This is a genomic window from Delftia sp. PE138 (assembly GCF_018320755.1).
GTDB classification, from domain to species: domain Bacteria; phylum Pseudomonadota; class Gammaproteobacteria; order Burkholderiales; family Burkholderiaceae_C; genus Comamonas; species Comamonas tsuruhatensis.
On the sequence record NZ_JABEPN010000002.1, the window covers coordinates 559089 to 572642 of the forward strand.

Below are 13554 nucleotides of genomic sequence, written 5' to 3' on the forward strand. Positions count from 1 at the left end.
AGGTTGCAGTAGGTTGCAATAGGCTGCAGTAGCGGCGCGCGCAGGCCTCAGGTGCTGAGGAATTGCTCGATCAGCCCGGCCACGGCCGCCGGCTGGTCGTGGTGCAGCATATGGCCGGCGTCCTGAACCACGGCCGTGCGGCAGTCCGCAATCTGCCCGATGCGCTCGTGGTACTCGGCCAGCGTGTAGCGGTCCTTCCACCACATGCCCAGGCTGTCGTCGCTGGCCTCGACGGCCAGTACCGGCGCCGTGATGGCGCGGTACAGGGCCAGGATTTCTTCCACGCGGAACAGCTGGGCGCTGATGAGCTTGTGCGCCGTGTCGCCCAGGATTTCCCAGCGGCCCTGCGCATTGGGCGCCGCCCAGTGGTGGGCCAGCCACAGCGCCTTGTCCTCGGGCAGGCGGCGGTTGGTCTTCATCAGCCTGCGCGCCACGTCCTGCACGCTGTCATAGCTCTTGAGTTCCATGCCGCCGCTGCGCAGCTGGCGCAGCTCGTCCATCCACTGCGCATAGCGCGCAGGCGCCTGGTCTGGCCGGGTGGCCGGCATGCCGAAGCCTTCGAGGTTGACCAGCCGGCGTATGCGTGCAGGCCGCGCGCCCGCATACATCATGGACACGTTGCCGCCCATGCTGTGGCCCACCAGGTCCACGGGCGTATCGCCCGCCAGGGTGTCCAGCAGATGGTCCAGGTCGCCCAGGTAGTCGGCAAAGTCATGCCGGTCGGCAGGCCAGGCCGGCCGGCTCAGGCCGAAGCCGCGCCAGTCCGGCGCGATGATGCGGCGCCCCGCCATGAAGGCCTCGCCAAAGGCATCGACCACGAACTGGTAGGAGGCCGCCACATCCATCCAGCCGTGCACCAGCACCAGCGGCGCCAGCGCGGGATCGCCATCCACAGGTCCCCACTCGCGCACGTGGTACTCCATGGTGCGCACCGGCACCATGCGCGAGCGCCAGGGGCGTGTGGGAGCGTAGATGGGCGCTTCTTCAGCGGCCGTGGCGGGGAGGGAAGAGGGGGCTTGCAGCATCCCGCCGATTATTCCGGTTTGCTGCTGTGCAGCAGTCAGGGGCGGGACAGCGGTGGCTGGGGATTTCCCGGTGCGCCAGCACGGCTCCCGGCCGGGGTGGGCATCAACCGTGGCTTTCCGGGGCGGCGGTGCGCGGGCGGGACAGCAGGCTCTCGGCCGGTATGCCCAGGTCATGAAGCCTGTAGAGCATGTTCAGCGTCAGGGGGCGGCTGCGGTTGAGTATTTCGTAGATGCGGTTGGTCTGCCCGATGTAGGGCACCAGGTCCTTGACCGTCATGCCCCGGGACTCCATGAGCAGGCGCAGCGCATCGATAGGGTCGGGGGGAGCGATGGGGTAATGCCTGGCCTCGTAGGCCTCAACCAGCGTTCCGAGAATGTCCAGCCTGTCGCCGTCGGGCGTTCCCGGGGCCGGGTCCTTGTCGATCAGTTGCGAGATCTCGGTCAGTGCTGTCCTGTAATCCTGCTCGGTCCGGATGGGGCGGATTTCCATGGTCATTCCTTTCATTGCAGGCTCTGGTCCACCGTGGCGGCATCCACCTTGTCGTACTGCGCGTGCGTGCCTATGAACTTGATGTACAGCCACTGCTGCCTGTAGGCGATGGCGGCAATCAGGCGGTAGTCGTTGCCTTTGACGTTGAACACGACCCGGTTGTTGCCCACGATGCTGGCATTGCCGATCTGGTCCTTCACGTCCTGGGGGCAGGTCCACTGCGCGCGGGTGGCCATGTCGAACCACGCCTCAAGCGGCCCTTTGGCATCCGCATGCTCCGGCCTGCTGTAGAAATTGACGAGGGTGGAACGGGCCACGATGTGCATGGGTGGATGTTAGTCCCAAATTGGGACTGAGGCTGCCGGCATGGTCTTTGTGCTCTTTGCCGTGCTTGTGCTTTCGCGCCGGGTTAACCCGAGCGCCGCCGCCGCTGATGCATGGCATCAGAAACAATGATTGGCCGGCCGGGCCGGCGCTGCCTACAGTGGGTTGCAGATTGACCGCACAACAACCCGAAGGAGACAGCAATGCAGCAACGCAGATGGCTGACGGCCGCCATGGCCGCAGGATTGTGGGGCGCCGCCATGGCGGCGCAGGCCGGCACGGTGACGGTGCTGACCTCGTTTCCCAAGGAGCTGACCACGGCCTACCAGAAGGCCTTCGAGGCGGCCAATCCGGGGATCAAGATCGAGATCCTGAACAAGAACACCACGGCCGCCGTGGCCTATGTGCGCGAGCTGCCCGAGGGCCAGCGGCCCGACATCATGTGGGCCAGCGCCCCCGATGCCTTCGAGGTGCTGGCGCGCAACAAGCTGCTGACCGCCGCGCCCGAGACGCGCAATCCGGCCGCGCCCGCCAAGATCGGCAACTACCCGCTCAACGACCCGCAGGGCCTGTACTACGGCCAGGCGCTGGCAGGCTACGGAATCATGTGGAACACGCGCTACCTGAAGGCGCACAAGCTGGCGGCGCCCAAGGAGTGGAGCGATCTGACGCGGCCCGAGTACTTCGGCCACATCGCCATCTCCTCGCCCTCGCGTTCGGGCACCACGCAGTTGACGGTGGAGACCATCCTGCAGGGCGAGGGCTGGGACAAGGGCTGGCGCCAGCTGCTGTCCATGATGGGCAATGCCGCTGCCGTGACCGATCGCAGCTTTGCCGTGCCCGATGGCGTGAACAACGGCCAGTACGGCATAGGCATCGTGATCGATTTCTTCGGGCTGGCGGGCAAGTACTCGGGCTTCCCGGTGGACTTCGCCTACCCGGCGATGACGGCCGTGGTGCCGGCCAACATCGCGCTGATCGCGGGCGCCAAGAATGCCGATGAGGCGCGCAAGTTCATGGCCTTCACCATGTCGGTGCCGGGCCAGCAGCTGCTGTTCGACCCCAAGATCAGCCGTCTGCCCATCCTGCCCTACAGCCAGCTCAAGGCGCCGGCCGGCTACCCCGTGCCGCAGGAGGTGGCGCAGCGCGCCAAGGTGCAGTTCGATGCCAACCTGTCCGAGTCGCGCTATGCCGTGGTGATCAGCCTGTTCGACCAGATGGTGACCTTCCGCCTCAAGGAGCTGCAGGCGGCCACGCGCGCCATCCAGGAGGCGCACAAGGCCCTGCAGGCCAAGCCCAATGCCAGGGGGCAGGAGCTGCTGGCGCAGGCGCGCGACATCGCCTACTCGCCGCTGGTGGGCGAAGCCAATGTGAAGGATGAGCAGTTCCTGGAGCTGTTCCGCAAGAGCCGGCGCGATGTGGCCGTGTCCAAGGAACTGACGGGCCTGGAGCAGATGTGGGCCGACAAGGCGCGTGCCAACTACGAGCGCGCGGCCAAGCTGGCGGCCGAGGCGCGCGGCCTGGCCCGGTAGGTGGCGCAGTAGGTGGCGTGGTAGGTGGCGCAGGGGCCCGGCACCGGGCGCCTGCATGCACTCCCCTTGACAGTCTCTTTCGCTGCGGAGCATTCGCATGAGCATCGATTCCATGGCGGCGCCCGGCGCCGCCCCCCTTGCTGCGCGCGCACGGCGCATTCCGTCGGGCTGGGGGCCGTGGCTGGCCTTCGCGCTGATCCTGGCCTTTTTGCTGGCCTTTCTCATCGTGCCCGTGGGCATGGTGGTCTACACCGCCTTCGTCAATGAAGGCGGCGGGCTCACGCTGGGGCACTTCGGCAATTTCTTCGGCCAGACCGTCTTCCGCGAGTCGTTCTTCAACAGCCTGGGCGTGTCCCTGGCCAGCGTGTTCTTCGCCAGCCTGATCGCCGTGCCGCTGGCCTACCTGACCGTGCGCTTCGAGTTCCGGGGCGCGCTGCTGATACAGACGCTGGGCGTGCTGCCGCTGATCATGCCGCCCTTCGTGGGGGCGGTGGCGCTGCAGCTGATCTTCGGGCGCAGCGGCTCGGTCAACCTGCTGCTGGACGACTGGTTCGGCTTCACCGTGCCCATCATGGAGGGGCTGACGGGCGTGATCTTCGTGGAGAGCATCCACTACTTCCCGTTCATCCTGCTCAACCTCGTGGCGGCCATGCGCAATATCGACGGGGCCATGGAGGAGTCGGCGCTGAACCTGGGCTCGCGTGGATTCCGGCTGTTCCGGCGCGTGATCTTTCCGCTGGCCATGCCCGGCTACCTGGCGGGCGCGGCCCTGGTGTTCGTCAAGGTGTTCGACGACCTGGGCACGCCGCTGGTGATGGGCGTGACCAATATGCTGGCGCCCCAGGCCTATCTGCGCATCACCTCGGTGGGGCTCGATGATCCGCTTGGCTATGTGATCAGCGTGATCATGATCGCGTTCTCCATCGTCGCCCTGTGGCTGGCCGCGCGGGTGATGAAGGGCAAGGACTACGCCACGCTGCAAAAGGGCGGCAGCGCGCTGCAAAAGCGCCGGCTGTCGGCCTGGGAGGCGCTGCTGGCCTATGGCTGGATCGCCCTGGTGCTGCTGGTGGTGCTGGCGCCGCACATCGGCATCTTGCTGATGTCCTTCTCCAAGGTCTGGAGCTTCTCGGTGCTGCCCGACAGCTATACGCTGGAGCACTACGCCACGGTGTTCACCGACTCGGGCTACATGATCGGCAACACGCTGCTGTACTGCCTGATGGCAGCGGGCATCGACGTGGTGATCGGCACCGCCATCGCCTACCTGATCCTGCGCACCCGGCTGCCTGCCCGGCAGTGGCTGGACTACCTGGCCTCGGTGGCGCTGGCGATTCCGGGGCTGGTGCTGGCCATCGGCTACCTGCGGCTGTTCAAGGGCGTGAACCTGCCCTTCACCGATACGCCCATCGTCACCACCTGGGTGCTGATCATGCTGGCCTATGCGGTGCGGCGGCTGCCGTATGCGCTGCGCTCGTGCATGGCGGCGCTGCAGCAGGTGCACATCTCGCTGGAGGAGGCCGCGCAAAGCCTGGGCGCGGGCCGCACCAGCGTGATACGGCGCGTGATGGTGCCGCTGATGGCCGGCGGCATCCTGGCCGGCTTCGTCACCAGCTTCATCACGGCGGCGGTGGAGCTGTCGGCCACCATCATGCTGGCCTCGGCCCAGAGCCAGGCGCCCATGAGCTACGGCATCTACCTGTACATGCAAAGCATCTCGGGGCGCGGGCCCGGTGCGGCATTGGGCGTGCTGGCCGTGGTCGTGGTCGGCCTGGGCACGTATTTCTCGCACCGCTTCGTGGAGCGCTCGCGCGCCACCGTGCAATCGACTTCGGAGTGAACCGCCATGCACCTGGACCCTGTCTCCCTCGAATGCAGGCACATCAGCCTGAGCTACGGCAGCAACGAAGTGCTGCGCGACGTCAACCTCAAGATCGAGCCCGGCGAGTTCTTCGCGCTGCTGGGGCCTTCGGGCTCGGGCAAGTCCACGCTGCTGCGGCTGATCGCGGGCTTCAACCGGCACCAGCGCGGCGAGCTGCTGGTGGGCGGGCAGGACATCACGGGCGTGCCGCCGCATGCGCGCAACATCGGCATGGTGTTCCAGAACTACGCGCTGTGGCCGCACATGACGGTGTACGACAACGTGGCCTTCGGCCTGGTCGAGCGCCGCGAAAGCCGCGACACCATCCGCCGCAAGGTGGGCGAGGTGCTGGAGCTGGTGGGCCTGTCGCAGTACGCGCAGCGCCGCCCGGGCCAGCTGTCGGGCGGGCAGCAGCAGCGCGTGGCGCTGGCGCGCACCGTGGTCATCGCGCCCAAGCTGCTGCTGCTGGACGAGCCGCTGTCCAACCTCGACAAGCAGCTGCGCGTGCAGATGCGCGAGGAACTGCGCAGCCTGCAGCGCAAGCTGGGCCTGACCACCATCTTCGTCACCCACGACCAGGAAGAGGCCATGACCACGGCCGACCGCATGGCCGTGCTGGACAAGGGCGTGCTGCAGCAGGTGGGCTCGGCGGCGGGGCTGTACGACTATCCGGCCAACCGCTTCGTGGCGGGCTTTGTCGGCACGGCCAATGTGCTGGAGGGCGAGGTGCTGCCGACGACAGGCGAGTCGCTGGTCTTCAAGGTGCCGGGCCTGGGCACGCTGACCCTGCCGCGCCCGGCGCAGCCGCCCGTGCCGGGGCGTGCGGCGCTGGCCTTCCGGCCGCACCAGGTGCAGATTGCGGTGCGCGACGATGCGGGCGATGCCTCGCGTGTGTGGGTGGAAGGGCAGATCGAGAGCGCCGAATTCCTGGGCGAGTTCTCGCGCTACCGCGTGCGCGTGGGAGAGGTGGCCGTGGTCGCCGACCAGGCGCACTACGCGGGCATTGCCATGTTCCCCATGGGCATGCCGGTGCGGCTGGGCATCGAGCCCACGCAGCTGCGCTACCTCGATGAGTGAACGATGAGACGGCTAGGGATGTTCCCTGACACCCGGGCCTGCCCGGGCCGCAGGCCCTGGCGCCTGCGCTAGGCTGGCCGCCCATGGAGATGTATCAGCTGCGCGCCTACGTCACGGCGGCCACGCTGGGCAGCGTCACGCGCACGGCCGAGGCCCTGCACCTGACCCAGCCGGCCATCACGGCCCAGATCAAGGCGCTGGAGGAAGAGCTGGGCGTGGCGCTGTTCGACCGGCGCCCGGGCCGCATCAGCCTCACGCGGGCCGGCGAGGCCCTGATGGAGCCCGCCCGGCAGGTGCTGGATGCGGCAGGACGGCTGCAGGGCCAGGCCCGCGAGCTGCAGGGCGAGGTCACCGGCCAGCTGCTGCTGGGCACGGTGGCCGACCCCGAGGCGCTGCGCCTGGGCTCGCTGCTGCATGGCCTGGTGGAGGCGCTGCCGCTGCTGGACATCAAGACACGCCAGGGCTGGGCCGAGGAGCTGCGCGCGCAGGTCGCGGCCGGCGGCCTGCAGGGCGCGTTCTATATCGGCGCCCATATGCCGCGCGACCTGGGCGCGCTGGTGCTGCAGACACTGCACTACCGCGTGGCGGCGCCGCCCGCGCTGCGCGAACGCGTCCTGCAATCGGGCTGGAAGGACCTGGCGCAACTGCCCTGGATCGGCGCGCCAGCGCAGCACCATGAGCAGGCCCTGCTGCTGGCGCTGTTCGCCCGCCAGGGGCTGAGCCCCAATCAGATCGTGGAAAGCGATGCCGCCGCCGCGCCCGAGAGCCTGGTGCGCGCCGGCCTGGGCCTGGCGCTGCTGCGCGAGGACCGCGCTCTGGCCGCGGCCGAGCATGGCTGCGTGGCCATCTGGCCGCATGCGCGCGTGTCGGCGCAGCTGGGCTTCATCCATCCGCGCGAGGCCGAGCACGACCCGGCCCTGGTGGCCACGCTGTCGCAGCTGCGCAGGGTCTGGGGGCTGACCGAGGTTCAGGCGGCGGCGCCGCCGCCGGCCTGAGGGGTGCCTGCCTGGACGATGGCCTCGACCAGCGCATCGAGGCTGCCCTGGCGTTCCTGCTCGCCCACCTCGAACAGCTCCAGCACGCCGGTGCCGCGCAGGATGGCGAAGGCCATGGCCGCAAAGCCCTGGGGGCGGGGATGGTGGGCCGCGATCTCGGGGAAGACGTCCAGGAAGCGGGTGTAGAACACGCTGTCCACATGTACCCGGCGCGCGTCCACGCGGTCGAACAGCGAGGGGGAGGCCTTGCAGCCGAAGAACATGCTCCAGGCCGCCTGGTAGTTGGCCGCGCCGAAGATGTTGTCCCAGGCTAGGGTGACGAAGGCCTCGGCACGCTCGCGCAGGGGCAGGGCCTTGTCGGGCCAGACCGTGCCCTGGTCGCTCAGCGGCTCCATGACCTCGATGACCAGCCGCTCCATCAGCGCATCGCGGCTCTCGAAGTGGTGCTGCAGCGCGCCCAGCGACACATCGGCGCCGCGCGCGATGGCCTGCAGCGTGGCGCTCTTGAAGCCGCCCTCGCGCAGCAGCGCCAGGGCGGAGTCGATGATCTTGCGTTGCGTTGTCTCCACACGCTCGGTCTGCGGCGTGCGTGCGCGCCGCTGCGTGGCGGACGTCGTCATGTTCTGGGCTCCAGAGGGCAAAAAAATAATAGTAGATTGTTTTTGTTTGTTGCGGGCGTTCAACCGTTGCCGGAGTGCGGCATGGCGGGCGGCAATGCGTCGATCGCCTTCGCTACTCCTTCTTTTTGGGCTTGTCCATAGGGATAAATTACAAGAAATAATAATTTATTGTTTTTTATAGTTGATACCCATCAACAAGGGGCGCACAAGGCCCCGCATTCCAACAGGCACCCCACGAGGAGACATTGCCGTGAAGACCACCGAAGTGTTCCAACCCCTGCGCCGCCGCGCGCCTTGCTGAGAGCCGGAGCACCCCCTTGATGCACAGTTCTTCTTCGCAGGGCCATCTGGAGCGCAGGCTCAAGAACCGCCACATCCAGCTCATCGCGCTGGGCGGCACCATCGGCACGGGCCTGTTCCTGGGCTCGGCCGGCATCATCGAGCTGGCCGGCCCGTCCGTGCTGCTCGGCTACGCCATTGGCGGGCTGATCATCTTTTTCATCATGCGTTTCCTGGGCGAGATGCTGGTCGAGGAGCCCAACGCGGGCTCGTTCAGCTATTTCGCCAACCGCTACCTGGGCCGCTTCGCGGGCTTTCTGGCGGGCTGGAACTGTGTGGCGCTGTATGTGCTCGTGGGCATGCTGGAGCTGACGGCCGCAGGCAAGTTCATCCAGTTCTGGTGGCCCGGCATACCCACCTGGGTGACGGCGGCGGTGTTCTTCGTGCTGATCAACGGCGTGAACTTCATCAACGTCAAGGCCTATGGCGAGTTCGAGTTCTGGTTCGCGCTGATCAAGATCGTGGCCGTGATGGCCATGATCGGCGCAGGCCTGTATTTGCTGTTCAGCGCCGACCGGCCCGAGCAGGCCGTGCGCAACCTGTGGACGCACGGCGGCTTCTTCCCCAACGGCTTCTCAGGCCTGGTGATGGCCTTCGCCTTCATCATGTTCGCCTTCGGCGGCGTGGAGATGCTGGGCTTCGCGGCGGCCGAGACCGACCAGCCGCGCACCGTCATCCCCAAGGCCGTGAACCAGCTCATCTACCGCGTGCTGGTGTTCTACATCGGCTCCATGGCCGTGCTGATGTCGCTGATGCCCTGGACCGACCTGCTGGGCCAGCTCAAGGCCGGCGGCGACACCTACAGCAGCAGCCCCTTCGTGCTGGTGTTCTCGGGCCTGGGCGAGAACGTGGCCGCCCACCTGCTGAACTTCGTGATCCTCACGGCCACGCTGTCGGTCTACAACAGCATGGTCTACAGCAACAGCCGCCTGCTGTACGGCATGGCCAGCGAAGGCAATGCACCGCGCTCGCTGATGCAGGTCAACCGCCGCGGCGTGCCGGTGCGGGCCATCGTCTATCCGGCCATCTTCACGGCGCTGGCCATCGTGCTGAACTATGTGGCGCCGGCCGGCGTGCTGGAGTTGCTGATGTCGCTGATCGTGGCGGCCCTGGTGATTACCTGGACCATCATCATCGTGGCGCACTGGCGCTTTCGCCGGGCCCATGCGGCACGCGGGACCGTGCTGGGCTTTCCCGCACCGGCCGCGCCGCTGACCAATGCCATCTGCCTGGCCGCCATGGCCCTGGTGGTGGGCGTGATGCTGCTGACACCGTCGGTGCGGTCCTCCGCGCTGGCCATTCCGATCTGGGTCCTGGTGGTCTACGGGGCCTATCGCCTCGTGTTCCGCCAACGTCCCACGCCTGTGCTGGAATCCGTACTGGAACCCGCGCACATCCCCCGTTGAAACCTTCAAGGAGAACCAACCATGGCAGACCTGTTCGACAACCCGATGGGCCTGATGGGCTTCGAATTCGTGGAATTCGCATCGCCCACGCCCGGCGTGCTGGAGCCGCTGTTCGAGAAGCTGGGCTTCACGCTGGTGGCCAGGCACCGTTCCAAGAACGTGCTGCTGTACCGCCAGGGAGGCATCAACTTCATCATCAACAATGAGCCGGGGCAGGCCGCCTATTTCGCTGCCGAGCACGGCGCCTCGGCCTGCGGCCTGGCCTTCCGCGTCAAGGATGCGCACCAGGCCTACAAGCGCGCGCTGGAGCTGGGCGCGCAGCCGGTGGAGATCCCCACGGGTCCCATGGAGCTGCGCCTGCCGGCCATCAAGGGCATCGGCGGCGCGCCGCTGTACCTGATCGACCGCTTCGACGAAGGCAAGTCCATCTACGACATCGACTTCGAGTTCCTGCCCGGCGTGGACCGCAACCCCAAGGGCCACGGCTTCCAGGTGGTGGACCACCTGACGCACAACGTCTACCGCGGCCGCATGACCTACTGGGCGGACTTCTACAGCAAGCTGTTCAATTTCCGTGAGATCCGCTACTTCGACATCTCGGGCGAATACACCGGCCTGGCTTCCAAGGCCATGACGGCGCCCGACGGCCTGATCCGCATCCCGCTGAACGAGGAATCGCGCCAGGGCGGCGGCCAGATCGAGGAATTCCTCATGCAGTTCAACGGCGAGGGCATCCAGCACATCGCGCTGCTGACGGACAACCTGCTGGACTCCATCGACCAGCTGCAGATGGCCGGCATTCCGCTGCTGACCGCGCCCAACGACATCTACTACCAGAACCTGGAAGGCCGCCTGCCCGGCCACGGCCAGCCCGTGGGCGAGCTGCAGGCACGCGGCATCCTGCTGGACGGCACGACCGAGGGCGGCCAGCCGCGCCTGCTGCTGCAGATCTTCTCCCAGCCCATGCTGGGGCCCGTGTTCTTCGAGTTCATCGAGCGCAAGGGCAACTACCGCGAGGGCTTCGGCGAAGGCAATTTCAAGGCCCTGTTCGAGTCCATGGAGCGCGACCAGATCAACCGCGGCGTGCTGCAGGCCGAGGCACCGCAGGGCGCCTGATACCGACGGACGCAGCGCGCCCGCCCGGCCCTGGCCGGGTGGGCGCGCTGTCGTCAGGGTAAACACGGGCGGCCCTACACTCGGTGCCCATGAATTCCCCCTCGATGCAACCGGTGGCGCTCGGTCAAAGCGCATTGCAAGTCAGCCCCATCTGCCTGGGCACCATGACGTTCGGCGAGCAGGTCGGCGAGGCCGAGGCCTTTGCCATCATGGACCGCGCGCTGGAACGCGGCGTGGACTTCTTCGACACGGCCGAGATGTATGCCGTGCCCGCACGCGCCGAAACCTGCGGCGCCACCGAAACCATCATCGGCCGCTGGTTCGCCCAGCGCCCTGGCGCGCGCGCCAGGGTCGTGCTGGCCACCAAGGTGGCCGGTCCTTCGCGGGGCATGCCCTGGGTGCGCGAGGGCAAGGGCATGACGGCGGCCGACATCGCCGCCTCCTGCGAAGGCAGCCTGCGCCGCCTGGGCACGGACGTGATCGACCTCTACCAGATCCACTGGCCCGAGCGCAATGTGCCGGCCTTCGGCCAGCTGTACTACGACCCGTCCAAGGAAAGCTCGCAGACCGGCATCCATGAGCAGCTCGAGGCGCTGGGCCGCCTGGTCCGTGAAGGCAAGGTGCGCCACATCGGCCTGTCCAACGAAACGCCCTGGGGCGTGCACGAATTCGTGCGCCTGGCCGAGCAGCACGGCCTGCCGCGCGTGGCCTCGGTGCAGAACGCCTACTGCATGCTCAACCGCAGCTGGGAAAACGGCATGGACGAAAGCTGCCACCGCCTGGGTGTCTCGCTGCTGGCCTATTCGCCGCTGGCCTTCGGCCTGCTCACGGGCAAGTTCGACGTGCATGCGCCCACCGATCCCGCTGCGCCGCAGGCCGCACGCATTGCGCGCTACGAGTCCGTGCGCAAGCAGCGCTGGGGCCGGCCCGAAGCCCTGGCCGCCGCGCGCCGCTACAACGCGCTGGCGCGCGAGCACGGCATGACGCCCACGCAGCTGGCGCTGGCGTTTTGCTACACCAAGTGGCAGGTGGCCAGCACCATCATCGGCGTGACCTCGGTGGCCCAGCTCGATGAGGACCTGAACGCCTGGGGCACGCAACTGTCGCCCGAACTGCTGTCGGCCATCGACGCCATCCGCTGGGAAGTGCGCGACCCTGCGCAATAGGCCTCGGCCCTGCGCAATAGGCCTAGGCTCTGCGCCTTCAGCGGCTGCACTCGCCCTTGAGCGCAGCGGCCGCCAGCATGGGCAGGCTCAGCAGGCCCATGCCGCCGCCCTTGAACTCGCCCTTCATGCAGTCGCCCTGGGCGGCCTCGCGCATGCCGCTGGCCAGCGGGTCCTCGCGCTGCGCAGGGATCTGGGGCCTGACCAGGCCCTGCCGGGCCGCCGACTGCACGGCCTCGCGGCCTGCGGCCGAGTCCAGCAGGCGGCCCATGGCCCTGGCGCTGCGCGCGGCGTCCGGAGCGGCCTCGGTGTCGGCGAGCACAGGCGCTTGCGCGGCGGCTGTCGCGGCCTGCTCCGTGGCCTTTGCAGCCCCTGCGCTTTGCCTTGATGGCGGTGCGACGGCGGCGGTGTCCGGCCGTCGCGTAGGCGCGGGCGCCGGTCCGGGCCGGGCAGCCACTGGAGCAGGAGCAGGAGAGGGGGCCGGCGTCGGCGTCGGCATCGGCATCGGCATCGGCGTCGGCGTCGGCGTCTCGACCCAGACCACCTGAAGGCGGTGCGCCTCGGCCTGCCCGCTGCCGGGCCGCGCATTGTCCGGGGCCAGACCCTGCCACAGCAGCGCCCCGTGCAGCAGCAGCGACAGCAGCAGGCCCGCGATCAGCCGCAGCCGTCCGCTGCTCAAGCCTCGGGCCCTGCCACCCATTCCAGCAGGTCGCCGGGCTGGCACTGCAGTGCCTCGCAGATGCGCTCCAGCGTGTCGAAGCGCACGCCGCGCACCTTGCCGCTCTTGAGCAGGGAAATATTCTGTTCGGTGATGCCGACCATCTCGGCCAGTTCGCGCGAGCGCATCTTGCGGCGCGCCAGCATCACATCGAGGTGGACGATGATGGGCATGGTTCAGTCGCCATCCCGGAATCGGTTGGCGTCGCGAAGGAAGATCACCAGGGTCAGCAGGAATAGGCCCAGCAGCACCAATGCGGCCTCGTACAGGTGCAGCGAGAGCGGGCGCTGGCCGGGGAGCACCATGAGGTGGATCGTGATGGGAACGCCGCTCATACGAATCCCGCGTTCTCGTCGGCGATGCGCCGCGCCTGCAGCATCACATGGGCGATGGAGACCAGCACCACGCCGAGCAGGACCAGCAGGCCATCGTGCCAGTACAGGCCCAGCGTGACGAAGCGCTGCCCTGGCGGATTGCCCATGCTGGCCGCCACCGACATCAGCGCGCGCGTGAAGGGCAGGGCCAGCGCGCCCGCCAGCACCGTCCAGGCAAAGCGCATCAGGGCGTGCTGCGCCTGCTGGCCGAAGACACGGCCCTGCAGGTACTCGCCGAACAGTGTCCACAGCTGGCGCAGCGCATACAGCCCGCAGCCCACGGGCAGCAGGCTGACCAGTGCGGTGCGCCAGCGCGCAGCCATGTCCAGCGGCTGGCCGGGCGGCATGCCCAGCAGGCCTTGCGCCTGGCCCGAAAGATCTTGCGGCGACAGCAGGGCGGCTGCCGGCAGGGCCAGCAGCGCGACGGCACCGAGGGCAATCAGGATGCGCGCCGCCTGGGAGTGGCGCCTCAGGGCGTTGCCCGCGGCGTGGGGCGTATAGTTCATGGCACAGCCTT

At 67.9% G+C, this 13554-nt stretch carries 15 protein-coding genes; 7 read left to right on the forward strand and 8 right to left on the reverse strand.

What is annotated here, in order from left to right:
• Positions 1-47: 47 nt before the first annotated feature.
• From HFGMBDPB_RS11480 to HFGMBDPB_RS11490, 3 genes are all read right to left on the reverse strand, one after another.
• A complete protein-coding gene (locus HFGMBDPB_RS11480; RefSeq protein ID WP_047326805.1) occupies positions 48-1025 on the reverse strand; it encodes an alpha/beta fold hydrolase in 978 nt (325 codons plus the stop codon).
• A gap of 103 nt (positions 1026-1128) precedes the next feature.
• The gene (locus HFGMBDPB_RS11485; protein WP_193726204.1) at positions 1129-1521 is read right to left on the reverse strand and encodes a transcriptional regulator; all 393 of its coding nucleotides are present in this window, start codon (positions 1519-1521) and stop codon (positions 1129-1131) included.
• 5 nt (positions 1522-1526) lie between these two features.
• The gene (locus tag HFGMBDPB_RS11490; RefSeq protein WP_013801561.1) at positions 1527-1841 is read right to left on the reverse strand and encodes a type II toxin-antitoxin system HigB family toxin; all 315 of its coding nucleotides are present in this window, start codon (positions 1839-1841) and stop codon (positions 1527-1529) included.
• A 201-nt stretch (positions 1842-2042) separates the two neighbouring features.
• On the opposite strand from HFGMBDPB_RS11490, the gene HFGMBDPB_RS11495 reads away from it, so the two are divergent.
• The 4 genes from HFGMBDPB_RS11495 to HFGMBDPB_RS11510 all read left to right on the forward strand — a co-directional run bounded on the left by HFGMBDPB_RS11495 (position 2043) and on the right by HFGMBDPB_RS11510 (position 7301).
• On the forward strand, positions 2043-3371 hold the full coding sequence (locus HFGMBDPB_RS11495; protein WP_212645417.1) for an ABC transporter substrate-binding protein: 1329 nt from the start codon (positions 2043-2045) through the stop codon (positions 3369-3371).
• A gap of 97 nt (positions 3372-3468) precedes the next feature.
• Positions 3469-5208 (forward strand): ABC transporter permease, encoded by a 1740-nt coding sequence (locus HFGMBDPB_RS11500; protein WP_012206599.1) that lies wholly within the window; start codon positions 3469-3471, stop codon positions 5206-5208.
• A gap of 6 nt (positions 5209-5214) precedes the next feature.
• Positions 5215-6306 (forward strand): ABC transporter ATP-binding protein, encoded by a 1092-nt coding sequence (locus HFGMBDPB_RS11505; protein WP_016449231.1) that lies wholly within the window; start codon positions 5215-5217, stop codon positions 6304-6306.
• 83 nt (positions 6307-6389) lie between these two features.
• Positions 6390-7301 (forward strand): LysR family transcriptional regulator, encoded by a 912-nt coding sequence (locus HFGMBDPB_RS11510; protein WP_016451411.1) that lies wholly within the window; start codon positions 6390-6392, stop codon positions 7299-7301.
• Here HFGMBDPB_RS11510 and HFGMBDPB_RS11515 read toward each other — a convergent pair.
• Positions 7274-7921, reverse strand: coding sequence for a TetR/AcrR family transcriptional regulator (locus HFGMBDPB_RS11515; RefSeq protein WP_016449233.1), 648 nt, complete (start codon positions 7919-7921; stop codon positions 7274-7276). The genes HFGMBDPB_RS11510 and HFGMBDPB_RS11515 overlap by 28 nt on opposite strands.
• 320 nt (positions 7922-8241) lie before the next feature.
• Here HFGMBDPB_RS11515 and HFGMBDPB_RS11520 point away from each other — a divergent pair, with 320 nt between their 5' ends.
• The 3 genes from HFGMBDPB_RS11520 to HFGMBDPB_RS11530 all read left to right on the forward strand — a co-directional run bounded on the left by HFGMBDPB_RS11520 (position 8242) and on the right by HFGMBDPB_RS11530 (position 11948).
• A complete protein-coding gene (locus tag HFGMBDPB_RS11520; RefSeq protein WP_212645418.1) occupies positions 8242-9666 on the forward strand; it encodes an amino acid permease in 1425 nt (474 codons plus the stop codon).
• A 21-nt stretch (positions 9667-9687) separates the two neighbouring features.
• Positions 9688-10782, forward strand: coding sequence for a 4-hydroxyphenylpyruvate dioxygenase (gene hppD / locus HFGMBDPB_RS11525; protein ID WP_016449235.1), 1095 nt, complete (start codon positions 9688-9690; stop codon positions 10780-10782).
• 104 nt (positions 10783-10886) lie between these two features.
• Positions 10887-11948, forward strand: a complete 1062-nt coding sequence (locus tag HFGMBDPB_RS11530; RefSeq protein WP_212645495.1) for an aldo/keto reductase — start codon at positions 10887-10889, stop codon at positions 11946-11948.
• Positions 11949-11985: 37 nt separating this feature from the next.
• On the opposite strand, the gene HFGMBDPB_RS11535 is transcribed toward HFGMBDPB_RS11530, so the two are convergent.
• The 4 genes from HFGMBDPB_RS11535 to HFGMBDPB_RS11550 are packed head-to-tail and all read right to left on the reverse strand — an operon-like array spanning position 11986 to position 13543.
• On the reverse strand, positions 11986-12624 hold the full coding sequence (locus HFGMBDPB_RS11535; RefSeq protein WP_212645419.1) for a hypothetical protein: 639 nt from the start codon (positions 12622-12624) through the stop codon (positions 11986-11988).
• Positions 12621-12836: a helix-turn-helix domain-containing protein gene (locus HFGMBDPB_RS11540; RefSeq protein ID WP_013801570.1), complete on the reverse strand. Its 216-nt coding sequence runs from the start codon at positions 12834-12836 to the stop codon at positions 12621-12623. The genes HFGMBDPB_RS11535 and HFGMBDPB_RS11540 overlap by 4 nt, the downstream gene beginning before the upstream one ends.
• Positions 12837-12839: 3 nt before the next feature.
• Entirely contained in the window at positions 12840-12998 is a 159-nt protein-coding gene (locus HFGMBDPB_RS11545) for a hypothetical protein (RefSeq protein ID WP_016449238.1), read from the reverse strand.
• Positions 12995-13543: a DUF2975 domain-containing protein gene (locus HFGMBDPB_RS11550; RefSeq protein WP_016449239.1), complete on the reverse strand. Its 549-nt coding sequence runs from the start codon at positions 13541-13543 to the stop codon at positions 12995-12997. Before HFGMBDPB_RS11550 ends, HFGMBDPB_RS11545 begins: the two co-directional genes overlap by 4 nt.
• Positions 13544-13554 lie beyond the last annotated feature (11 nt).